A 23,322-nucleotide genomic window follows, 5' to 3' on the forward strand; every position below is an offset into this window, starting at 1 on the left:
GTATACCTCGGTGCAATAGCAACGTACCGGTCAGTAACATGATAGTCCAATCCCGCCCGTTTGGCCAGCGCTACGCTTTCGTCGTGGTTGCCGTCATTTTCCTCTGCCTGCTGATCGCGGCGGGCCTGCGGTCGGCGCCGGCTGTCATGATGCTGCCGCTGGAGGAGAGTTTCGGCTGGCGGCGCGACCTCGTTTCGCTCGCCGCGGCGATCGGCATCTTCCTCTACGGCCTGACCGGGCCGTTTGCCGCGGCATTGATGGAACGGATCGGGCTGCGCCGCACGCTGCTGGCGTCGCTGGTGGTGATGTCGGGCTCAACGGCGCTCAGCCTGTTGATGACCGAGCCGTGGCACCTGCTTCTCACCTGGGGCGTGTTTTCGGGTGTCGGTTCCGGCGCGGTCGCCACGGTGCTCGGCGCCACCATTGTCAATCGCTGGTTCAAGACCAATCGCGGCCTGGTGATGGGACTGATGTCGGCCTCCGCCGCCACCGGCCTGCTGGTGTTCCTGCCGCTGCTCGCCGCGCTCGCCCAGTGGGGCGGCTGGAAGCCTGTCGCCATCGCCATTGCGGTCGCCACCGCCTGCCTGGTGCCGCTGGTTTGGCTGCTGGTGCCGGAGCGTCCGGCTTCGATCGGCATGGTACGCTACGGTGCGGACGCCGACGATGTGCCGCCGGTTCCGCCGGCCTCGCAGGGCAATTTCCTCACGCACACGCTCAGCACGCTGCGCCGTGCCGCCGGCACGCGCGTGTTCTGGTATCTGTTCGCCACCTTCTTCATCTGCGGCTTCACCACCAACGGACTGGTCGGCACGCACCTGATCGCGTTTTGCGGCGACATGGGTATCGGCCAAGTGCAAGCCGCCGGCCTGCTGTCGCTGATGGGCATCTTCGACCTGATCGGCACCACGCTGTCAGGCTGGCTCACCGACCGTTTCGATCCGCGCAAGCTGCTCGGCGTCTATTATGGCATCCGCGGCCTGTCGCTGATCTATCTGCCTTATTCCGGCTTTTCGTCGACCAGCCTGATCATCTTCGCCGTGCTCTACGGATTGGACTGGATCGCCACCGTGCCGCCGACGCTCAGGCTGTCGAACGAGGCGTTCGGCGATCGCAGCGGGCCGATCGTCTTCGGCTGGATCGTCGCCGGCCATCAGGTGGGTGCGGCGGCGGCCGCTTTCTTCGGCGGCACCATGCGTGAATTGCAGGGCAATTACGAGCTTGCCTTCCTCATCGCCGGCATGACCGCAATAGCCGCAGCCTGCATCTCGCTGTTGATCAACACCAGCCGTCCGGCCTTCGAGCCGAAACCGCAGGCGGCTTGAGCTGTGAAGGCTGAGCGCTAATCTCCCCCCTTGAGGGGGAGATGGCCGCGAAGCGGCCAGAGGGGGTCGTCTTGCGTGGAGCGCCGACCTCCTGCGTCTGCGATAGGGGGCCGAGCCCGGTCGAACCGATCCCCTCTGTCGCCTTCGGCGACATCTCCCCCTCAAGGGGGGAGATTCGCCAGCCTGTTGATCGTCAGAAAACCTTCATGGTTTCGAGATGTGCCTGAAACATTGAGGCTGGACCTTGGCGGCGCCGTTCAACGCCATCCAGGAGACAGCCATGAACAAGATTTCGATGACCCGGCGCGCCTTCGTCACGTCCGTGAGCGCCGCCGGCCTCGTCGGCGTATCGGGCCTCGCGCTTCCCTATTATTCGCGCGCCAATCAGCGGCCCGCCTTCACCCATGGCATCCAGTCGGGCGATGTCGACGCAGCCAGCGGCGTGGTGTGGACTCGCACCGACCGCCCTTCGCGTGTCATGTTCGAAGTGTCGTCGACGGAAAATTTCGCCAACGCCGTCCGTCTTGCGCCGCTCGACACGTCGCCGGCCAGCGATTACACGGTAAAGCGGCTGCTCACCGACCTCGCCTCCGACCAGGACATCTTCTACCGCATGATCGCGGCCGATCTCGCCGACATCAACGCCGTCTCCGAGCCGATCGTCGGCCGCTTCCGCACGGCGCCGGCCTCGAAGCGGGACATTCGTTTCGCCTGGTCGGGCGATACCGCCGGCCAGGGCTGGGGCATCGACGACACCGGCATGAAGACCTATGCCACGATCGGCAAGCATACGCCCGACTTCTTCCTGCATTCCGGCGACACCATCTATGCCGACGGCGCGATGAAGGACGAGGTCGACCTTCCCAATGGCAGCAAGTGGAGGAACAACGTCCTCATCGACGAAAAGCGCAAGGTTGCCGAGACCCTGGACGAGTACCGCGGCCAGTGGAAATACAACTTGATGGACGGACATGTGCTGGGTCTCAACGCCATCTGCCCGACCTTCTACCAGTGGGACGACCACGAGGTGGTCAACAACTGGTCGGATTCGAAGGACCTGAGCGCCGACGACCGCTACTCGGAAAAAAACATCCATGTGCTGGCGGCACGCGCGGCACGCGCCTTCCACGAGATGACGACGATCCGCTACGAGCCGTCGGAACCGGGCCGCGTCTATCGCAAGATCGCCTACGGGCCGCTGCTCGACGTGTTCTTCCTCGACATGCGTTCCTATCGCGGCGCCAACGGCCCCGGCATGCAGGATACGGTGACGCCGCAATCGCGCATTCTCGGCGAACAGCAGACGAAGTGGCTGAAGCGCGAACTGGCAACCTCCAACGCGACCTGGAAAATCATCGCCGCCGATATGCCGCTCGGTCTCGTCGTCTGGAACGACGCCACCAAGAAGGCCGGCGCCGAGGCCATCAGCAATGGCGACAATGGTCCGGGCAAGGGTCGCGAGTTGGAAATTGCCGACCTCCTTCGCTATATAAAGAATGCCGGTATCACCAACACCGTCTGGCTGACCGCCGACGTGCACTACACGGCGGCGCATTACTACAATCCTGATAGGGCGCAGTTCCAGGACTTCAATCCGTTCTGGGAATTCGTTTCGGGTCCGCTCCATGCCGGCACGTATGGACCCAATGATTTCGACATGACCTTCGGCCCGGAGCTGAAATTCATCAAGGCGCCAACCGCCGAGCAGGGGCAGAACCTGCCGCCCTCGGCCGGCCTGCAGTTCTTCGGCCTCGTCGACATCGACGGCGCCACTGAACAGATGACGGTGCGGCTGATGGATCGCGACGACAATGAACTCTACAAGGTCACGCTCGACCCGGTGCAGTCGGCGTGAGGGGCTGGCTTCAATAATGGCCAAAACGCAGGCGGGACAGCGCCCCCCTCTGTCCTGCCGGACATCTCCCCCACACGGGGGGAGATTGGCAGCTTGGGCGCTCCGCTCGCGCCTGCAACGTTGGAGGTTGGCGAAAGCGGCGGCGACGACCGATCTCCCCCCTCGTGGGGGAGATGCCCGGCAGGGCAGAGGGGCGTGAAGGATCGCAGCGGAACGGTATCTCGGGATGACGACCGCCGTCGGCAGTCGTCAGTCAGGATAGCAAACGGTCGGAATTTCGGGCCAAACAGCGCTGTCGCAGTTGGCAGCCTCCTGCCTCTGCTTGAAGGCGGCGCTGACCGGCCCGGTCACCACCGGGTCGACGCCATCGGGCGCATCGGCAAACAACTGCTCCGCCGAACGCGTATCGGACGGCAGGGCAGGGGGCGCTTCCTTGAGGGTCGCGGCCGACTGTGCCGCGCCCGCCGCGAGGAGAACGGCGAGGGCCGCCCATGCGAGGATTGGCCGGTATCTGCTGCCCGTATTGCTCATGAAATTCGAACTGTCCCGACCGCGAAAGGTTCCGCTTTGGTTAATAATTCCATTTCACACCAAGACGCTTAAGATTTGGTGACCATATATTTGGTGGCACGCCTCCTCTTTCGCAATTGCGAAAAACCCTGTATGAGCCGCCCAACCGAAAGAGGCAGCGCCTTTTGGCCTGCTGCCTGCAACGCTCCCGAGACCACAACATGAAAATTCGTAATATCGCGATCATCGCGCACGTCGACCATGGAAAAACCACCCTCGTCGACCAGCTCCTGAAACAGTCCGGCTCGTTCCGCGACAACCAGCGCGTTGCCGAACGCGCCATGGATTCGAACGACTTGGAAAAGGAACGCGGCATCACCATCCTGGCCAAGGCGACCTCGGTCGACTGGAAGGACACCCGCATCAACATCGTCGACACCCCCGGCCACGCCGATTTCGGCGGTGAAGTCGAGCGCATCCTGTCGATGGTGGATTCGGCCATCGTGCTGGTCGACGCCGCCGAAGGGCCAATGCCACAGACCAAATTCGTCGTCGGCAAGGCGCTCAAGGTCGGATTGAAGCCGATCGTCGTCATCAACAAGATCGACCGGCCGGACGCCCGCCACGTCGAGGTGGTCAACGAAGTGTTCGACCTGTTTGCAGCGCTCGACGCGACCGACGACCAGCTCGACTTTCCGATCCTTTACGGTTCAGGCCGCGACGGCTGGGTGTCGGAAAACCCCGAAGGTCCGAAGGATCAGGGTCTGGCGCCGCTGTTCGACCTCGTCATCAAGCATGTGCCGGCACCGACCGTCCACCCCGGCCCGTTCCGGATGATCGGCACCATTCTGGAAGCCAATCCGTTCCTTGGCCGCATCATCACCGGCCGCATCGAATCCGGAACGCTGAAATCCAACCAGGCGGTCAAGGTGCTGCATCATGACGGCACCCAGGTCGAAACCGGCCGCATCTCGAAGATCCTGGCCTTCCGCGGGCTCGAGCGCCAGCCGATCGACGAAGCGCAGGCGGGCGACATCGTCGCCATTGCCGGCCTGTCGAAGGGCACCGTCGCCGACACGTTCTGCGACCCGTCGGTGACCGAGCCGCTGCATGCGCAGCCGATCGATCCGCCGACCGTGACGATGTCGTTCCTCGTCAACGATAGCCCGCTGGCCGGCACCGAGGGCGACAAGGTGACCAGCCGCGTCATTCGCGACCGCCTGCTGCGCGAGGCCGAAGGCAATGTCGCGCTGAAGATCGAGGAATCGCCGGACAAGGACTCGTTCTTCGTCTCCGGCCGCGGCGAATTGCAGCTTGCCGTGCTGATCGAGACGATGCGCCGCGAAGGTTTTGAGATCGCCGTGTCGCGTCCGCGGGTCGTCATGCAGCAGGGCGACAACGGCGAATTGCTGGAGCCGGTCGAGGAAGTCGTTATCGACGTCGACGAGGAGCATGCCGGTGTCGTCGTGCAGAAGATGTCGGAGCGCAAGGCCGAGATGGTCGAATTGCGCCCGTCGGGCGGCAACCGCCAGCGCATCGTTTTCCACGCGCCGACGCGCGGCCTGATCGGCTACCAGTCGGAACTGTTGACCGACACGCGCGGCACCGCTGTCATGAACCGGCTGTTCCATGCATACGAACCTTACAAGGGTGAGCTGCCGGGCCGCACCAATGGCGTGCTGATCTCCAACGAACAGGGTGAATCAGTGGCTTATGCCATGTGGAACCTGGAAGATCGCGGTCCGATGGTCATCGATCCAGGCGTCAAGGTCTATCAGGGCATGATCATCGGCATCCATTCACGCGACAACGACCTCGAAGTGAACGTGCTGAAGGGCAAGAAGCTGACCAACATCCGCGCCGCCGGCAAGGATGAGGCGGTGAAGCTGACGCCGCCGATCCGCATGACGCTGGAACGCGCGCTGGCCTGGATCCAGGACGACGAGCTGGTCGAGGTGACGCCGAAGACCATTCGCCTGCGCAAGCTCTACCTCGACCCGAATGAGCGCAAGCGTTTTGAGAAGTCGGCGAAAGTGGTCGGCGCGGCGTAAGCCTTTTCTTCTCAGCGACTATGAGGGAGGGAGCACGCGCGTGCTCCCTCCCTTTTTACTTTACCCGCCGGCAGCCGAGATAATGGCCTCGCGGTCGGGTTCACCGACGAGCTCGATGCGGATCGCCGTTCCCGCTCGAGCCGGCTTGCGCAAGGCTTTGGCCCCGTCAGGACCTACGACCAGCAATCGCTTCTCTTCCCAGGCCTGAAGCCGCGATCGCGAGATGCCGAGTTCGCCGGCGAGCAACCGGTCGAGCCGCAGCGCTGTCGGCATTTCGAACCCGAGCTGGAGTTCGAGAGCGGTGGTGTTTTCCGGCCCGTCGTCGAGCACCCGCTTGTGAACGGCGGCTTCAGGAAACTCCTCGACGCCTGACCCTGCCTCGCAGCGCCACGGCGTCGAAAGCATGGCGCCGCGCAAGGGCCGGGTCATTGCTTTCGAGTGAGTGCAGCAGCGCCGGCTCGATGTCGCGGCGGTTGCATCGCTCCAGAATGCCGAAATTCCAGGAATTGCCGCAATCGACGCAGCGATAGATCAGCCACGCATCGATGCGTTTGCCGTTGGCGTTGACGCGGAATTTCCCGCTGCAGTGGTAAGCCTTTAGGCCGCCGCAGCGATTGCAGTTGATGTGAGGTCGAGGTGCGGTTTTGGGTGCGATCGTCCAGCGGATACGCAGCATCGAAGACATGCCGAAAAGCCCTTCCCGTCGGGAAGTTCATCAGATCGGCGATGTCGAGATGCCCATGCGGGCACGGCGTGGCGAGAGGCTGCGGTGGTCAGAAATCAGGTGTCGCGGGGGATTGTGCGCGACAGCGGTTCAGCAGTGCCAAACCGGTCTCGAACCGCCACCCTGCGGAACACGTGAAATGAAACAGACGTCGCGAAAAGCGGCGCCATGCATTGTGTTGGGGGGAGTTGACGAGACCGGCGGTTACGTAGGCAAAATGAAGCTCGAAATTGTGTCGGGGTGGAAGTTCTAGCCGCGAGGTCTCGAGCCGGCAAGCCTCTTCCTTGGTCGGTGCTACCGCAGGTGGAACAGTTGCGCTACAATCGAGCGATCAACGTCCCAAGCAAAGATCCCGGTCATGCACTTCACCTCGCTTCTGATCTTCGCCGCCGCCCTTTTCGTCGCCGCCGGCTCGCCCGGCCCTTCGATTGCCGCTCTGGTGGCGCGGGTCATCGCAAAGGGCTTTCGCGATGTGTTCCCGTTCCTGCTCGCTATGTGGATCGGCGAGGGCATCTGGCTGTCGCTGGCGGTATTCGGGCTGGCGGTGGTGGCGCAGACCTTCCATCCCGCCTTCGTCGTGCTGAAATGGGTCGGCGTCGCCTATCTCGCCTACCTCGCCTGGAAGATATGGACCGCTCCGGTCGAAGCGCGCGAGGGCGAGATGCCGGGCGAGGAGTCGGCCGTCAAACTGTTCTTTGCCGGCATGGCGGTGACGCTCGGCAATCCCAAGATCATGATGTTCTACCTGGCGCTGCTGCCGACCATCATCGATCTCGCCTCGGTGACGGTCGTCGGCTGGATCGAACTGACGCTGACCATGGCCGTGGTTCTGGTCACCATCACTCTCGCCTGGGTGCTCGCGGCAGCGCAGGCGCGAAAACTGCTGAAGAGCAAGCGGGCGATGAAGATCGCCAACCGTGTCAGCGCCGGCACCATGGCCGGCGCCGCAGCGGCGATCGCGGCTCGATCCTGAGCCGGTGCGTCAACCCATTTCGATGATCGGCGCGATCTCGACACTGAAACCCGGGTCCTTCAGGATAGGACAGTCCTTGGCCTTATCGACGGCATCGTCGATATCTTTCGCTTCGATGATTGTGTAACCGGCGGTCGGATTGCTGCCGCCATTGTTCTCGACCTTACCGCCGGGCAGCACGGTCTTCGACATGCCGACCGGATTGCCACCGTCGACCACGGCCGAGCCAAGCTTGCCGTACCATCCGTTCCAGGCATCCATCGCTGCTTGCCGTTCGGCCTCCTCGGTCGGCATCTTGCCCGAGCCGTGATACACATAGAGAAATTTCGCCATGTTCTCCTCCGTTGATCAGCGGCGTCGAACCTGCATGCGGTCACGCCGCAGGGCGATCATCGGACCAAACTGGCAAACAAGCAACGAGAATGCGCAATAGCTAATATAAGGTTCGGTTGGGCCGCACCTCACCGCGCCATCGCGTGGTATTCATCGTTCGGCCGCATGTCGACCGCCGCCGCCACCCGGTTGGACATGTTGAAGAAGGCGGCGGTCGAGGCGATGTCCCAGATGTCGCGATCGGAAAACCCGGCCTCACGCAGCGCTGCCCGGTCGGCCTCGACGATCTTCGCCGGCTGCTCGGTCAGCTTCACCGCGAATTCGAGCATCGCTTTCTGTCTAGCGGAAAGGTCGGCGGCGCGGAAGTTCATCGCTATGATCTCGCCAAAGGCCGGGTCGCCGGAAAGCTGGCGCACCGCCGCGCCATGGGCGGCGAGGCAATAGTAGCAATGATTGATGGAGGAGACGGCGACCGCGATCATCTCGCGCTCCAGCTTCGACAGGCCGGATTGGCTCAGCATCAGGTCGTTGTACATATCGGTGAAGGCACGCAGCTTCGTCTCGTTGAAGGCGTAGGCCAACAGCACATTGGGAACGAGCCCGAGCTTCTCCTCGCATTTGGCGAAATAGGCCTTCGTCGCTTCGCTCAGTTCCGCGGGCGCGAGGTCAAGTGCGGTGATCTTGTCTTTCATGGCGGATTTTCTCTTCATTTTCGGTGACCCACCGGCGAATCCCGACATTTCGTCGCAAGTGGTCAAACCTTTGTCGCCAAATATCGGTCATCTGCTACCATAGTCGCAAAACATATGACGGGAGGGATTAGCGACATGGCCGGCCTGAAATCTGCAAGCCAGTTGAAAAAGATAAGCACGGCCAAAGGCAGCGAGAAACCCGGCAGGCTTGCCGATTATCTGCTGGCCCGAGCGCCGGCCGAAGATGTCGCCGCCTATGAGGTCACCGCCCTCGAGCGCGCAGCCGATCTCGCCGGACGCGCCGTCGCCAGGCACAGGAAGGGCGATTGCGTCGTCGCCATAGAGGTCGATTCCGGTGTTGTCCGCCAGGGCAGGCCGATGACCGTGATCACTGTCGTCAACGACAACATGCCGTTCCTGTTCGATTCCGTCCTCGGCGAGATCACCGAGAGCGCCGGCGAACCGCTGCTGGTCACCCATCCGGTCATCGTCGTCAGGCACGGCAAGAGCGGCGTCGACGAAATCCTCGGCGATGGCGGCTTTGCCAAGGGCGATCACAGCCATGAACGGTTGAGTGTCATCCACGTCCATATCGGCCGTCTTTCGGCCGAGCAGGCCGAGGCATTGGCCGAGCGGCTGAAAAAAATATTGGGCCAGGTGCGCGCCGCGGTCACCGACTGGAAGCCCATGCTGGCCCGCCTCGACCAGGCGATCTCGGAGTTCCGCTACGCCCCGGTGCCGCTCGACAAGGCCCACGTTGCCGAAGCGATCGCCTTCCTCGAATGGCTGCGCGACGACAATTTCACCTTTCTCGGCATGCGCGAGTTCAAATATACCGGCGGCGAGAAGAGCGGCACGCTGGAGCGCACCGAAAAACCCGGCCTCGGCATCCTCTCCGATCCCGACGTGCTGGTGCTGCGGCGCGGCACCGAAGCGGTGTCGACGACGCCGGAAATCCGCGCCTTCCTGCATGGGCCGGAACCGCTGATCGTCACCAAGGCCAACGCCAAATCGACCGTGCATCGCCGCATCTATCTCGATTACATCGGCGTCAAGACCTACACCGCCAAGGGCGTGCTTGCAGGCGAGTTGCGTATCGTCGGCTTGTTCACCTCGACCGCCTACACGCGCTCGGTGATGAAAATCCCTTATCTCAGGTCGAAAGCCGAAACCATCATCGCCAAATCCGGTTTCAACCCTGAAGATCACTCCGGCAAGGCACTGATCAACGTGCTGGAGAGCTATCCGCGCGACGAGCTGTTCCAGGTGCCGGTGCCGATCCTGCGCAAGCACGCCGAAGCCATTTTGGGGCTGATCGAGCGGCCGCGCGTCAGAGCGCTGGTGCGCGCCGATCAGTTCGACCGCTTCGTCTCGATCCTCGTCTTCGTGCCGCGCGACCGCTATGACAGCGTCGTACGCGAGAAGATCGGCACCTATCTGAAGACGGTGTTCCAAGGCCGGCTTTCGGCCTACTACCCCGCCTTTCCGGAAGGCGGACTGGCTCGTGTCCATTTCATCATCGGCCGTTCCGGCGGCAGGACGCCGAAGGTCGACCAGGCGACGATCGAGGCAGCGATCCGCGCCATCGTGCGGACCTGGGACGACGTTCTGCGCGAGACCGCGGCCGAGACCGGCGCCGATGCGGCGCTCACCGCGATCGCCTCGCGCTTCTCGGGAAGCTATCGCGACAGCTTCTCGCCGGCGGAGGCGTTGGCCGATGCCGGGCGCATCGCCAAGATCAGCGCGGCCAACCCGATCGCCATCGACTACTACCGTCATGCCAACCAGGAGCCGCATCAGGCGGCGCTGAAGATCTATCACCATGGCAGCCCGGTGGCGCTGTCGCGGCGGGTGCCGGTGCTGGAGAACATCGGGTTCCGCGTGATCAGCGAGCGCACCTTCGAGGTCGGCGACGAGGCTTCCGGCATGGTCTTCATCCACGACATGGAGCTCGAAAACAGCTACGGCAAGCCGATCGACCTCGGCGACCGCGGCGCGCTGTTCGAGGACGCGTTCCTTTCCGTCTGGCGCGGCGACATCGACAATGACGGCTATAACGGCCTTGCCCAGACCGCCGGCCTGTGGTCGAGCGAGGTCACCATCCTGCGCGCCTATGGCCGCTATCTGCAGCAGGCCGGCATCCCGCAAAGCCAGGACTTCATTGCCGCCGCGCTCAACCGCTATCCGGAGATCGCGCGTGGCCTGCATGAGCTGTTCGTCGCCCGCCTCGGACCGACGGCGGAGACAGAGGGCGTGGTCGCGGCCAAGCACCTCAAGGCCAAGATCAGGGATGCGCTGGAAGAGGTTCCCAACATCGACGACGATACCATCATCCGTCGCTACCTCAACCTGATCGAAGCCTCGCTGCGCACCAATCATTTCGTTACCGATACGAAAGAGAAGGGCCAGTCGCTGGCGATCAAGCTCGACTCGCAGGCGGTCGACGGCCTGCCGGCGCCGCGGCCGTGGCGGGAGATCTTCGTCTACGGTTCCGAGGTCGAGGGCGTGCATCTGCGCTTCGGCCCGGTCGCCCGCGGCGGCCTGCGCTGGTCGGACCGCGCCCAGGACTACCGCACCGAGGTGCTCGGCCTGGTCAAGGCGCAGCAGGTCAAGAATGCGGTAATCGTGCCGGTCGGCGCCAAGGGCGGCTTTTATCCGAAGAAGCTGCCGATGGGCGCCGGCCGCGACGCCATCTTCGAAGCCGGCGCGTCCGCCTACAAGAATTACGTCTCCAGCCTGTTGTCGATCACCGATAATATCGGACTGGACGGCGTCGTGCCGCCAGCCGGTGTGATCAGGCGCGACCAGGAGGATCCCTATTTCGTCGTTGCCGCCGACAAAGGCACGGCGACCTTCTCCGACACCGCCAACGCCATCAGCGAGAAGCATGGCTTCTGGCTCGACGACGCCTTCGCCAGCGGCGGCTCGGCCGGTTACGACCATAAGAAGATGGGCATCACTGCCAAGGGCGCCTGGGAAGCAGTCAAGCGGCATTTCCGCGAGATGAACCGCGACATCCAGACCACACCTTTCACCGTTGTCGGCGTTGGCGACATGTCGGGCGACGTGTTCGGCAACGGCATGCTCCTGTCCGAGCAGACCCGGATGATCGCCGCCTTCGACCATCGCGACATCTTCATCGATCCGGATCCCGACATGGCGGCTTCGATGGCCGAGCGCCGGCGCATGTTCGCCCTCGCCCGTTCGAGTTGGCAGGACTACGACAAGACAAAACTATCGGAAGGCGGCGTCATCGTCTCGCGCAGCCAGAAGTCGATCACGCTGCCGCCGGCCGCGGCCGCGGCGATCGGCCTCGGCAAGACGACCGCCTCGCCGGTCGAGATCATGAGCGCCATCCTCAAGGCGCCGGTCGACCTTTTATGGTTCGGCGGCATCGGCACGTATCTGCGGGCATCGACGGAAACCAACCAGGACGTCGGCGATCGCGCCAACGATGCTATTCGGGTGACCGCGCTCGAAGTGCGCGCCAAGGTCATCGGCGAGGGCGCCAATCTCGGCGTGACGCAGCGGGCCCGCATCGAGTTTGGGCTGAATGGCGGGCGCTGCAATTCCGACGCCATCGACAATTCGGGCGGCGTCAACTGCTCCGATGTCGAGGTCAACATCAAGATCGCGCTGGCTTCAGCCATGCGCAAGGGGGCGCTGACCCGCCCAGCGCGCAACAAGCTTCTCGCCGAGATGACCGACGAGGTGAGCGCGCTGGTGCTGTCCAACAATTACGAGCAGACGCTGGCGCTGTCCCTTGCCCGCAAGCGCGGCCTTGCCGACATCGCCCATCAGAGCCGTTTCATGGCTGCGCTCGAGGCGCGCGGCCTGCTCGACCGCAATGTCGAAGCTCTGCCGCCGCCGGCAGCCCTTGCCGAGCGCGAGGCGCGCGGCGAGCCGTTGACCAGGGCCGAGCTCGGCGTGCTGTTGGCCTATGCCAAGATCGTGCTGTTTTCCGACATCGTCGCCAGCGATGTGCCGGACGATCCGCATTTCGACCGTGACCTGATGGGCTATTTTCCGGACCGTATGGCGAAGAAATACGCGGCCGAGATCCATGGCCATCGCCTGCGCCGCGAAATCATCGCCCGTGTCGTCGCTAATGATCTGGTCAATCGCGGCGGCCCGTCCTTCGTCAACAGGCTGCTGGAAGCGAGCGGCCAAAGTGCTGCAGACGTGGTCCGTACCTTCGCCGTGGTGCGTGACGGCTTTGGGTTGCCGGCGCTCTATCGCGAGATCGACGCGCTCGACAACCAGATCGACGGACAGGTGCAGCTCGACCTTTATCAGGCTGTTAGCCGGCTTATCTATGTGACCAGCGGCTGGTATCTCAAAAACGATACCAGCACCGCACCGCTCGGCCAACGGATCGCCGAGTTGCAGGACGCGCGCAAGGCTCTGGAGCCGAAGCTCGTTTCGCTGCTGCCGGCCTTCTCGCGCGAGCGAATCGAGGAGCGGAGGCATGATCTGGCCAAGGGCGGCGCGCCCGAAAAACTGGCCGAACAGCTGGCGCTGACCGATGTGGTGGGCGTCGTCCCTGACATCGCGCTGACGGCCCGAACGGCGAATGCCAACATCGTCGTCGCCGCGAAGGCGTTTTTCGCGGTCAGCGATGCCTTCCGCATTCCGCGCGTCGAGGACGCGGCGCGCTCGATCGCGCCGTCCGACTACTACGATCAATTGGCTCTTTCCCGCGCCACCGATGCGATCGGCGCGGCCAGGCGCGGCATCGCGGTGGCGGCGCTCACCGGCCATGCCGAGGCGGCGGAGCCGGTGGCGGCGTGGCTGGAGGCCGGCGGCGAGAGGGTCGGGCGCATCCGCGAGCGGCTGCAGGCGCTGACCGAGGGCGGCGACATCACCGTGTCGCGGCTGTCGGTGGCGTCGGGGCTGATCAGCGACCTGACGGCGCTGTGAGAAGTCTTCCGAATCGCGCGCGATTGCCGGCAAGAACTGCGCTATAGAGCGAAACGGTTCCCCGCTTCGGGGGTACTGTTCGTGGGAGGACATATGGCCGAGGGAGCAGTGCAGCGAGCGCCGGAACGCGGCATCTGGGGATGGATGCTGTTCGACTGGGCGGCACAGCCGTTCTTCACGGTCATCACCACCTTTATCTTCGGACCCTATTTCGTCTCGCGCATGGCGAGCGATCCGGAAACGGGCTTGGCTGTGTGGGGCTATGGAATCGCCGCGGCGGGGCTGGCCATTGCCGTGCTGTCGCCGATCCTGGGCTCGATCGCCGACCAGACCGGCCCGCGAAAACCGTGGATCGCGTTCTTCGCTGCGGTCAAGATCACCAGTCTTTGCCTGCTATGGTTCGCCGCGCCGGGCTCAAATCTGTTCCTAATCGCGGCTTTGTTTTCGCTGGCGTCGGTGGCGGCGGAATTCTCGACCGTGTTCAACGATTCGATGATGCCGCGCCTGGTTCCGAAGAGCGAAATCGGCCGCATCTCAAACATGGCCTGGGGTCTTGGTTATCTCGGCGGCATGATCGCGCTGATCTTCGTCGTCGCCTTCATGGCGGGTTCGCCGGAGACCGGCAAGACGATCATCGGCCTCGACCCGCTCTTCGGCCTCGATCCGAAGCTCGGCGAGGACGCGCGCGCCACCGGACCACTGTCGGCGGCTTGGTATTTTCTATTCATCCTGCCGATGTTCTTCTTCACGCCCGACGCCGTCAAAGGCCTTCCAATCAGGCCTGCTGTGCGCGAAGGCCTGTCGGAATTGAAATCGACGCTGGCCGAGGTACGTCAGCGCAGCGGTATCTTCCGCTTCCTCGTCGCGCGCATGATCTATCAGGACGGCGTCAACGCGCTGCTCGCGCTGGGCGCACCCTTTGCCGCGAAGATGTTCCACTGGTCGATCACTGAGGTCGGCCTGTTCGGCATCATCCTCAACGTCGTCGCCATCTTCGGTTGCTGGGGCACAGCCCATTTGGATACACGGCTCGGATCCAAAGCCATTGTGATGATTTCGATTGTATTGCTCAGCGTCGCCACGATTGGCATTGTGTCGACTGGGCCGGGCTTCACGCTGCTCGGCCTCATACAGCTCTCTACCGCCGATTCGGGCGGCCTGTTCGGCACGGCAGCGGAGAAAGCCTACATCCTTTACGGGCTTCTGATTGGGCTGGCCTTCGGGCCGGTGCAGGCGTCGTCGCGGTCCTACATGGCGCGTAGTGTTACCGCGGCAGAGTCGGGCCGCTATTTCGGCATCTACGCGCTGGCCGGGCGGGCGACCAGTTTTCTGGCGCCGTTCATGGTGGCAACGATCGGTTTGGTCAGCGGCTCGGATCGGCTCGGCATGGCTGTAATCGTGCTGTTCCTCGGCGTCGGCCTGGCGATCCTGATCCGCACGCCGTATCCGGCGGACCAGTCGGCGGAGTGAACTGCACTTCCCTTCTCCCCTTGGGGGAGAAGGTGGATTGGCGCGATAGCGCCGAGACGGATGAGGGGTGTTGGAAGAAACGATACGTGAAAACATCAAGGGATTTGAAGCGCTTACGTCTTCATCGAAGCGATCCTGCCAACACCCCTCATCCGACCGAGCTTCGCTCGACCACCTTCTCCCACAAGGGGGAGAAGGGAAGAAGTGCTCAATGCCGGAAATGCCTCACACCGGTAAACACCATGGCGATGCCGTGGGCGTCGGCGGCGGCGATGACATCGTCGTCGCGCATCGAGCCGCCGGGCTGGATGACGGCGGTGGCGCCGGCTTCGATGGCAGACAGCAGCCCGTCGGCGAACGGGAAAAAGGCATCCGAGGCGACAACAGAATTTTTGGTCAGCGGCTCGGCCACGCCGGCTGCCTCGGCCGCGTCGAGCGCCTTGCGCGCGGCGATGCGTGAGGAATCAACCCGGCTCATCTGGCCGGCGCCGATGCCGACGGTGGCACCATCTCTGGCATAGACGATAGCGTTCGACTTGACGTGCTTTGCAACGCGGAAGGCGAATTTGAGATCGGCCATTTCGGCCGGCGTCGGCGCGCGCCTGGTCACCACATTCAGGTCGACGTCGTCGACCACCGCATTGTCGCGGCCCTGCACGAGCAACCCGCCGGAAACGGATTTCACAGTGGTGCCGGCCGTGCGCGGATCGGGCAGGCCGCCGGTGACAAGCAAGCGCAGATTCTTCTTGGCGGCGACGATGCGGATCGCTTCTTCAGAGGCGCCCGGCGCGATGATGACCTCGGTGAAGGTTTTGACGATCTCTTCGGCGGCCTCGGCATCGAGGGTACGGTTCATCGCGACGATGCCGCCAAAGGCCGAGACCGGATCGCAGGCAAGCGCCTTGGCGTAGGCCGCCTTCAGCGAAGCGCCCTCGGCGACGCCGCACGGGTTGGCATGCTTGATGATGGCGACAGTAGCGGAGCGGGCCGGATCGAACTCGCCTACCAATTCGAAGGCGGCGTCGGTGTCGTTGATATTGTTGTAGGAAAGCTGCTTGCCCTGCAGCTGATGCGCCGTCGCGACGCCCGGCCGCCTGTCGCCATCGACGTAGAAGCCGGCGCCCTGGTGAGGGTTCTCGCCGTAGCGCATCACCTGGTCCAGCCTGCCGCCGAAGGCGCGCCAGGTGGGATGCTCGATCTCCAGCGCTTCGGCGAACCAGCCGGAGATAGCCGCATCATAGGTGGCGGTGCGGGCGAAGGCCTTGGCCGCCAGCTTCTTGCGGAAATCCAGCGAGAGCGAGCCGAAATTCATCTCCAGCGCGTTGAGCACCGAGGCATAGTCCTCGGGGTCGGTGACTATGGCGACATAAGCGTGGTTCTTGGCCGAAGCGCGGATCATCGCAGGACCGCCTATGTCGATGTTCTCGACGATCGAGGCGTAAGCGGCGCCGGAGCGGCGGACATCCTCGAAAGGGTAGAGATTGGAGACGACCAGATCGATCGGCTCGATGCCGTGATCGCGCATCGCCGCGGCGTGTTCGGGATCGTCGCGCACGCCGAGCAGCGCCCCATGCACCGACGGATGCAGCGTCTTGACCCGACCATCCATGATCTCTGGAAAACCGGTGAGGTCGGAGACGTCGCGCACGGCCATGCCTGCCTCAGCGATCGCCTTTGCCGTGCCGCCGGTGGAGACCAGCTCGACACCGGCCGAGACGAGGGCCTGCGCGAAATCGATGAGGCCGGTCTTGTCGAAAACGGAAAGCAGCGCGCGACGGACGGCAACGAGGTCGGGCGCGGGAATGTTCTTGGCGGCGACGGCCATGGGCTGGCGGCCTTTCACGGCTGGTTGGGAAAGTGTCCGCGCGCCGTAGCACATGAAGCCTGGAAATCAAACTGCGAGGCTAATTGCAATCTCAGCTTTTTGCGAGCTGACCGGCGATGACCGTTCGCGTCAGTTGCCAATGGACTTCGGAAACCTCCGCCGCCCTAAAGGCCAGCACGATCTGCCGGCTGCGGCGCGGGCCGCCCAAACCGGCGAAGTAGATGGATTCCTCGACCTCGGGCGCCACCTCGGTGCAGGTGAATACCCATGTGTCGGCCTGTTCGGCGGTCAGCACCAGGCGGCCGTGCTCGTCCTGGAGCAGGCCTATGGCGGGATGGATGTGGAAGCGCACCGTGACGAAATTGCGGCCGTTGTTGCGGATCGCAGCATTGCCCGGCCGCAGAAAGCGATCCCTGCCGGCGAGCACATTGCCGTTCGTCGACAATTTCAGCTCGCGCTCATGCAGCAGACCGAAGCGCGCGACATAGCCGTCGTGGCGAGCCAGGAAACCCTGGCTGCCTGGCTGGTCGGTGCGCTTGCAAGGCACATGCTGCGGGCCGCCGATCAACGGCGTGCCGAGCAGATCGTTGACGCGCAGCGAATGACTGAAACGCGCCGACGAGGTGTCGTTGAGGGTGGCGGTCGAGTGGGCGGCCGTGGCGCGGGCAAGCGGTCGAAATTCGGCGGCGCCATAGGTGTCGACGCCGGCATTGACGACATAATGTTGGCGGCCGGAGGACAATTCGAAAGCCAGGCATCCGGCGTGCGCCGCGTTGGAAACGTCGATGGGGGGCGGCGGGCCGGTATCGGCGATCACGGTGACGCCGCCCATTGAGAGGCGCTCGTAGCCTGAATGCGACGCGTGCAGCAAAGGCGCGCCGGCGGTGTCGTCGTGGCGCAGAATGGTGGCAATGCGGTCGTGGATGGTCGCGCCCATACCATTGAAGCGGGCGAGGCTGCCGTCCTGGTGGCGAAAGAAGCGCAGCGCCGGCAGCATACGGTCGATGGCGCCCATCAGCGCCGCCGGCGGCGTTTCGGCTTGATTGGCATAGGTCTGGCGAAGCGGCAGAAGGTCGGCGAGGATTTCAAGAACAGTTATCGGATTGCGGGAAATATGGCCGCCATCCGGCAGAATCTGACGGTCAAGCTCATCGGCGAGGTTGCGGGTCGCACCGCGCAGCGCCGATGCCGGCGCCGGCAGCGACAGAGCGGCAAAAGCGAGCGCGATGCGGGCGCGCAGCCTGTCCTTGCCGTCCGGCATCTCGCGTGCCATCGCCCTGAGATAGCGGATCTGCATGGCCAGCGACTTCAGGAAGGCCCGGTAGAAGGGAAATTCAGCGCCCTGCAGCACCACCGAGGAATGCTGCAGCCAGGCAATGACGCGCTTGGCCGTCGTGCCGGGCTCCCAGGCGACACCGGCAATATTGCTGCCGTGCATGGCGATCCAGTCGGAGACCAGCGCCCGGGCATTGGCGGCGGCAAGCTCGGTGCCGGCGGCGCGCATGTGGCGCAACCAGCGAAAGCCGTGCAGCGTCTTTTGCCAGCCGGGATTGGGCACGGTGATCTGGAAAGGCGACTTGCCGCCGGTTTCGACCAGATGCCCCGACAGCGGATAGCGGCCAAAATAGATCTCGAGCGCGATCTGCGGGTCGGCCAGGCGCAGATCCGGCGGAGCGATCAACACGCGTTCCGGCGTGCGGCCGGAGTAGCGCCAGCGATAGAGCGGCCCGGCACGCAGGCGCCGGCGCGTCTTGCGCCAGAACTCCTTCGCGACAAGCGTCCATAGACGCGTCGTGCTGCCGGCAGCGATCGCCAAAAGCCCTCCTCATACCCCTCAACCCGAAGACAAGTTTATATGATTCAAGAACTTATGCGAAGGCGAATTCCATGGAGGCCTTGGCGTTCAGTCTGTTTTCCGCAGGATTCTTCCTAAAATAACGGACAAATTTTCAGCACCAGCCGGCTCTGCGCATGCGGGCGGCGAAGAAGCCGTCCAGGCCGGACCGTTCCGGTGAGCCGAGATCCAGATCGGCGGGCGTGGTGCGCAGCGTGCCTTGCGGCGTCAGGAAGGGATCGATGCCGGCGATCTCGCCTGGGCGGAGCGGATCGTCGACGATATCAGTCGTTCCGGCGAGGAAGGCGCGGTGAAGCGCCTCGCCTTCGAGCGGGTCGAGCGAACAGTTGGAAAAGACGACGCGCCCGCCGGGCTTGACCAGGGTGACGGCGCGGGCGAGCAGCCTTCGCTGCAGATCGGCGAGTTTTTCGATGTCGGCCGCTGTCTTCGTCCAGGGCACGTCGGGATGCCGCCGCACCGTGCCGGTCGAAGAGCACGGTGAATCGAGGAGAACGGCGTCGAACAGTTGTTCCGGCTCGTATTTGAGCAGATCGGCCTGGACGATCTCTGCGGACAGACCGAGCCGTTCGAGATTCTGCGAGAGCCGCGCCAACCGGTTCTTCGAGGTGTCGACGGCGGTGACATGGGCGCCGCCGAGAATGAGCTGAGCGGTCTTGCCGCCAGGGGCTGCACAAAGATCGGCGACGCGCAAACCCCTGATGTCGCCGAAGAGCCGGGCCGGAAGGCTGGCGGCGGCATCCTGAACCCACCAGGCGCCGTCTTCGAAGCCGGGCAGTTCGGTGACGGAGGCGCTGAGCTTTTCCACGCGCACCGTGCCGGTCGGCAGCACGATGCCGCCGAGCCGCTCGGCCCACAGCTCGGGATCTGACTTGACGGTGAAGTCGACCGGCGCCTCGTACCGATGAGCGGCGAGGATTTGCCTGGTCTTGTCGACGCCATAGGCGGCCTTCAGCCGGTCGGAAAACCACTTCGGCGCCTCGTCGGTACCGGCAAGCGCTGCAGCCAACTCGGCCTGCTTGGACCGCGCCAGCGTGCGCAGCACGCCGTTGACGAGACCGGAGAAGCGCACCGTGCGCGGATCGGACTTGGCGTGGGTCACGGCGAGGTCGACGGCGGCGCTGTCGGGAATATCGAGGAACAGGATCTGCGCCGCCGCCACATGCAGAATATGCGAAAGCACGGTGGCATTGGGCGGCAACGGCTTCTCCAGGCGGCGGGCCAGCAACCCTGATATTGTCATGCGGAAGCGCAGCGCAGTGACCAGTATGGCGCGCACCAGCGCTCGGTCGCGCAGGTCGAGCGCCTTGTACTGCGGATGGCCGTTCTCGTGGTCGGTCAGTCCATCAAGCGGCGTTTTGGCATCGATGACGGCGGCGAGCAGCCGGGCAGCCGCCTTGCGCGCGGCGAGACCGGCAACGGGCTCGCCGGGGCTCACTGCATTGTCTTCACGATCGCCTGAAGTTCCGTGTCGGCGCGTCGCGCCACTCACGACCACGGGCCTTTGGATCCGGTCGGATTGCGGCCCCAGGGATTGGACTTCGGCTTGGCCGGTTCAGCCGGCTGCTCAGCTTTCTCCCACGGGCCCGATGGCCGCTGTTCGTCTGCCTGCCGCGGCATCGGCGTTTGCGGCCGCGCGGAGGCGGATGCGCCACCGGCCATGTCCTGCGCCATCGCTTGCAGGGCGGCGATGCGGTTGTCGGTGCTCGGGTGGGTGGAAAACAGGCTGTCCATGCGCTCGCCGGAAAGAGGATTGATGATGAAGAGGTGGGCGGTCGCCGGATTGCGTTCGGCATCCGGGTTGCGGATGCGTTCGGCGCCACGGGCGATCTTGTCAAGGGCCGAGGCAAGCCAGAGCGGCTGTCCACAGATCTCGGCGCCGCGCCGGTCGGCCTCGTATTCGCGGGTACGGCTGATCGCCATCTGCACGATCATAGCGGCGAACGGCGCCACGATCATCGCCACCAGCACACCGACAATGCCGAAGGAATTGTTATTGTCGCGGTTGCCGCCAAAAAAGAAGGCGAAATTGCCGAGCATCGAGATCGCGCCGGCAAGCGTGGCGACGATCGTCATGGTCAGCGTGTCGCGGTGCTGCACATGGGCGAGCTCGTGCGCCATGACAGCCGCGACCTCTTCGTGCGATAGGTGCTGCAGCAATCCGGTGGTGGCGGCGACCGCAGCATTCTGCGGATTGCGGCCGGTGGCGAAGGCGTTGGGCTGCGGGTTGTCGATCAGATAGGTTTTCGGCATCGGCAGCCCGGCCTGCCTGGCGAGGCTCTGCACGATGGCGTAATATTCCGGCGCGTTCCTTTCGTCGACCTCGACGGCACGATGCATCGCCAGCACCATCTTGTCGGCGTTCCAATAGCTGAACAGGTTCATGGCGGCGGCGATCAGCAAGGCGATCACCATGCCGCCCGATCCGCCGATCAGATAGCCGACGCCCATGAACAGCGCGGTCATCGCGGCCAGAAGCATGGCGGTGCGAAGTGTGTTCATTGTCTGCTCCGTTTCTGCCGGCGTTGGGCAAAAGGGTCGATCCCTGTCGGGTCATCGCTATATGATGGGAAACGTGTGGCCCTGTTTCAATCAGGGCCCGTTTCAATCGGCCGGGAATATCGCATGATCGAAGAAACCAGTAAAACGGGTGAAACCAGTGAAACAACTGCCGGCCCCGGCCACGACGCGCCGCAAAAGACGCTGACGCCGGCAGCGCGCCGCGCTTTGGCGGAAGCGGAAGCACGGCGCGAACACTATCGCCAGCAGGAAGCCGCGATGCCCCAGGAGATCGGCGGCCGTGGCGGCAAGGAGCCCGGCCGCTATGGCGACTGGGAGGTGAAGGGCCTGACCAGCGATTTCTAAGGGCACCCTAAGCCGCAGCGCGCTCCGCCGCGAGCATAATCCAGCCGCGGTCGTCGACCGTGATGCCTAGCCCGGCATAAGAGGCGATCGCGGCGTGCGGCGTTTGCAACGGATGCTGGTGGGTGGCGCTGATCACCACGACCGTAGCTCCGGCGGCCTCGGCCGCCGTTATGCCTGCGGGCGCATCTTCGAAAGCAAGGCAGTCGCGCGCATCGACGCCCAGCCGCTCGGCCGCCAGCCGGAAGCAATCCGGCGCCGGCTTGCCGCGGGAAACATCCTCGGCCGCGACAAGGATGGCGGGAAGCGGGATGCCGGCGGCGGCGATGCGCAGGAGAGCCAGTTCGCGCGGCGCCGAAGTGACGATGGCCCAGCGCTCGGGCGGCAGCGACGCCAGAAACGCCGCTGCGCCGGCGATCGGAAGGATGCCGTCGATATCGGCCGCCTCGGCCTTCAGAAGCGCATCGGCTTCGCGCATCGGGTCGATGCCTGGAAGCGCCAGCCGAGCGATAGTCTCGATTGCCCGCACGCCGTGGATCGTCGGCAGGAATGCGGCAACGTCGAGACCTTGCCGTCGTGCCCAATCTGCCCAGACCCTTTCTGCCGCGGCGATCGAATTGACCACCGTGCCGTCCATGTCGAACAGCAGGGCTGCGAATTTTCTGCCTGCGAACATCTGCTATCCCGGGTTGTTTCGGAAGGGACCAAAAGCCTGTCGATCGACCGTAACGTCGCATCGGCGGCATGGGAAGGCGCAAGATCGCCTTTTTCGACAAGACCAGGGAACCACGGCCGGCCATCTCGCGTTAACTTAACTGTCTTCCACGACACTCAAAAGAGGGGAACCGCGATGCTGATTCGGCTCGGCTACGAAATCGCCATCGACTGTGCTGAAGCCACCCCGGTGATTTCGCTGCTCGAGATCCACAAGGAGCGCCAGGCCGAAATCAAGCGGCAGACGCGCGTGCTGACCTCGCCGCCCGTTCCAACCAGGCTCTATCACGATCTCTATGGTAACACCTGCCGCCGCTTCACGGCGCCTGGCGGCGGCTTTCGCATTCTTTACGATGCCGTCGTCGAGGACAGCGGCGAGACCGACGAAGTCAACACGCTGGCCAGGGAAGTGCCGGTGGCGGAGTTGCCCGACGATGTGCTCTGCTATCTGCTCGGCAGCCGCTATTGCGAGACCGATCATCTCAGTGATCTGGCCTGGCAGGTTTTCGGCCCTGTTCCATCCGGCTGGCCGCGGGTGCAGGCGATCGTCGACTACGTCCACAACCGTCTGTCGTTCGGATACGGCTATGCGCGCCCGACCCGCACGGCAGCGCAGGCGCATGAAGAGCGCGTCGGCGTCTGCCGCGACTTCGCTCATCTGGCGATCACGCTCTGCCGCTGCATGAACCTCCCCGCCCGCTACGTGAACGGCTATCTCGGCGACATCGGCGTACCGGTCGACCCGGCACCGATGGATTTTTCGGCGTGGCTGGAAGTGTTCCTCGACGGCAAATGGTACACGTTCGACCCCCGCCACAACATGCCGAGGATCGGCCGCGTCGTCATCGCGCGCGGTCGCGACGCGACCGACGTGCCGCTGCTGCACAGTTTCGGCCCGCACCGGCTCAGCCTGTTCAAGGTCTGGACCTACGAGCAGGAAAGCAATCTGTTCAGCCCGCCCCATCGCGGCGTCGACAGAACCGTCAGCGCGCAGATGCTGGCATAAAAGCGCAAGCGCGAACGGCGTGCGTCCCGCTGTTGCGATCATCCGGGCTGTCCTACTGATCCGATGCGCCTGATCCGCTCCGGCACAGAGCCCCTGTGCCGAAGCGGGATCGGGTTCTTGTGCTCCACGGCAGACATCGGGATCATGGTAAGCGCTTCGTAAACGAAACTGCCGCAGCGGCCTGTCTTTTACCGGCTGTTCACCTTGCCGCAT

At 64.0% G+C, this 23,322-nt stretch carries 18 protein-coding genes; 8 read left to right on the forward strand and 10 right to left on the reverse strand.

What is annotated here, in order from left to right; genetic code table 11:
• Window positions 1-38: 38 nt before the first annotated feature.
• Both AC0L3N_RS24855 and AC0L3N_RS24860 read left to right on the forward strand, forming a co-directional pair.
• The gene (locus AC0L3N_RS24855; RefSeq protein ID WP_473550036.1) at window positions 39-1,322 is read left to right on the forward strand and encodes an MFS transporter; all 1,284 of its coding nucleotides are present in this window, start codon (window positions 39-41) and stop codon (window positions 1,320-1,322) included.
• A gap of 280 nt (window positions 1,323-1,602) precedes the next feature.
• Complete coding sequence (locus AC0L3N_RS24860; RefSeq protein WP_473550038.1) at window positions 1,603-3,177, forward strand: alkaline phosphatase D family protein; 1,575 nt, start codon at window positions 1,603-1,605, stop codon at window positions 3,175-3,177.
• A 249-nt stretch (window positions 3,178-3,426) separates the two neighbouring features.
• On the opposite strand, the gene AC0L3N_RS24865 is transcribed toward AC0L3N_RS24860, so the two are convergent.
• Window positions 3,427-3,708, reverse strand: a complete 282-nt coding sequence (locus tag AC0L3N_RS24865) for a hypothetical protein (RefSeq protein ID WP_473550039.1) — start codon at window positions 3,706-3,708, stop codon at window positions 3,427-3,429.
• Window positions 3,709-3,908: 200 nt separating this feature from the next.
• On the opposite strand from AC0L3N_RS24865, the gene typA reads away from it, so the two are divergent.
• Window positions 3,909-5,738: a translational GTPase TypA gene (gene typA, locus AC0L3N_RS24870; RefSeq protein WP_473525786.1), complete on the forward strand. Its 1,830-nt coding sequence runs from the start codon at window positions 3,909-3,911 to the stop codon at window positions 5,736-5,738.
• A gap of 60 nt (window positions 5,739-5,798) precedes the next feature.
• Here the strand turns inward: typA and AC0L3N_RS24875 are convergent, their stop codons facing one another.
• Complete coding sequence (locus AC0L3N_RS24875; RefSeq protein ID WP_473550041.1) at window positions 5,799-6,143, reverse strand: DUF1062 domain-containing protein; 345 nt, start codon at window positions 6,141-6,143, stop codon at window positions 5,799-5,801.
• Window positions 6,088-6,423 carry a DUF1062 domain-containing protein gene (locus AC0L3N_RS24880; protein WP_473550042.1) on the reverse strand — a complete coding sequence of 112 codons (336 nt, stop codon included), beginning with the start codon at window positions 6,421-6,423 and terminating at the stop codon, window positions 6,088-6,090. The genes AC0L3N_RS24875 and AC0L3N_RS24880 overlap by 56 nt, the downstream gene beginning before the upstream one ends.
• Window positions 6,424-6,820: 397 nt before the next feature.
• On the opposite strand from AC0L3N_RS24880, the gene AC0L3N_RS24885 reads away from it, so the two are divergent.
• Window positions 6,821-7,435: a LysE family translocator gene (locus AC0L3N_RS24885; protein WP_473550043.1), complete on the forward strand. Its 615-nt coding sequence runs from the start codon at window positions 6,821-6,823 to the stop codon at window positions 7,433-7,435.
• Between the two features lie 9 nt (window positions 7,436-7,444).
• On the opposite strand, the gene AC0L3N_RS24890 is transcribed toward AC0L3N_RS24885, so the two are convergent.
• Together AC0L3N_RS24890 and AC0L3N_RS24895 are read right to left on the reverse strand one after the other, a co-directional pair.
• A complete protein-coding gene (locus AC0L3N_RS24890) occupies window positions 7,445-7,768 on the reverse strand; it encodes a YciI family protein (protein ID WP_192355741.1) in 324 nt (107 codons plus the stop codon).
• 128 nt (window positions 7,769-7,896) lie between these two features.
• Window positions 7,897-8,460, reverse strand: a complete 564-nt coding sequence (locus AC0L3N_RS24895) for a peroxidase-related enzyme (RefSeq protein ID WP_473550045.1) — start codon at window positions 8,458-8,460, stop codon at window positions 7,897-7,899.
• A gap of 135 nt (window positions 8,461-8,595) precedes the next feature.
• Between AC0L3N_RS24895 and AC0L3N_RS24900 the strand changes: the two genes are divergently transcribed.
• Complete coding sequence (locus AC0L3N_RS24900; protein WP_473550046.1) at window positions 8,596-13,380, forward strand: NAD-glutamate dehydrogenase; 4,785 nt, start codon at window positions 8,596-8,598, stop codon at window positions 13,378-13,380.
• Window positions 13,381-13,473: 93 nt separating this feature from the next.
• Window positions 13,474-14,850, forward strand: coding sequence for an MFS transporter (locus tag AC0L3N_RS24905; protein WP_473550048.1), 1,377 nt, complete (start codon window positions 13,474-13,476; stop codon window positions 14,848-14,850).
• 208 nt (window positions 14,851-15,058) lie between these two features.
• On the opposite strand, the gene purH is transcribed toward AC0L3N_RS24905, so the two are convergent.
• The 4 genes from purH to htpX all read right to left on the reverse strand — a co-directional run bounded on the left by purH (window position 15,059) and on the right by htpX (window position 21,029).
• A complete protein-coding gene (purH, locus tag AC0L3N_RS24910; RefSeq protein WP_473550049.1) occupies window positions 15,059-16,675 on the reverse strand; it encodes a bifunctional phosphoribosylaminoimidazolecarboxamide formyltransferase/IMP cyclohydrolase in 1,617 nt (538 codons plus the stop codon).
• A 91-nt stretch (window positions 16,676-16,766) separates the two neighbouring features.
• A complete protein-coding gene (locus AC0L3N_RS24915; protein WP_473550050.1) occupies window positions 16,767-18,491 on the reverse strand; it encodes a heparinase II/III family protein in 1,725 nt (574 codons plus the stop codon).
• Window positions 18,492-18,624: 133 nt separating this feature from the next.
• The gene (locus AC0L3N_RS24920; protein WP_473550052.1) at window positions 18,625-19,965 is read right to left on the reverse strand and encodes an RsmB/NOP family class I SAM-dependent RNA methyltransferase; all 1,341 of its coding nucleotides are present in this window, start codon (window positions 19,963-19,965) and stop codon (window positions 18,625-18,627) included.
• 50 nt (window positions 19,966-20,015) lie between these two features.
• Window positions 20,016-21,029: a zinc metalloprotease HtpX gene (gene htpX, locus AC0L3N_RS24925; RefSeq protein ID WP_473550054.1), complete on the reverse strand. Its 1,014-nt coding sequence runs from the start codon at window positions 21,027-21,029 to the stop codon at window positions 20,016-20,018.
• 123 nt (window positions 21,030-21,152) lie between these two features.
• On the opposite strand from htpX, the gene AC0L3N_RS24930 reads away from it, so the two are divergent.
• Entirely contained in the window at window positions 21,153-21,392 is a 240-nt protein-coding gene (locus AC0L3N_RS24930) for a DUF1674 domain-containing protein (RefSeq protein ID WP_473550056.1), read from the forward strand.
• A 7-nt stretch (window positions 21,393-21,399) separates the two neighbouring features.
• Here the strand turns inward: AC0L3N_RS24930 and AC0L3N_RS24935 are convergent, their stop codons facing one another.
• Window positions 21,400-22,065, reverse strand: coding sequence for an HAD-IA family hydrolase (locus AC0L3N_RS24935; protein ID WP_473550057.1), 666 nt, complete (start codon window positions 22,063-22,065; stop codon window positions 21,400-21,402).
• Window positions 22,066-22,239: 174 nt separating this feature from the next.
• Between AC0L3N_RS24935 and AC0L3N_RS24940 the strand changes: the two genes are divergently transcribed.
• Entirely contained in the window at window positions 22,240-23,109 is an 870-nt protein-coding gene (locus tag AC0L3N_RS24940) for a transglutaminase-like domain-containing protein (RefSeq protein WP_473550059.1), read from the forward strand.
• The last annotated feature ends 213 nt before the right edge of the window (window positions 23,110-23,322 follow it).

The sequence above is a fragment of the Mesorhizobium sp. WSM4807 genome (assembly GCF_055811615.1).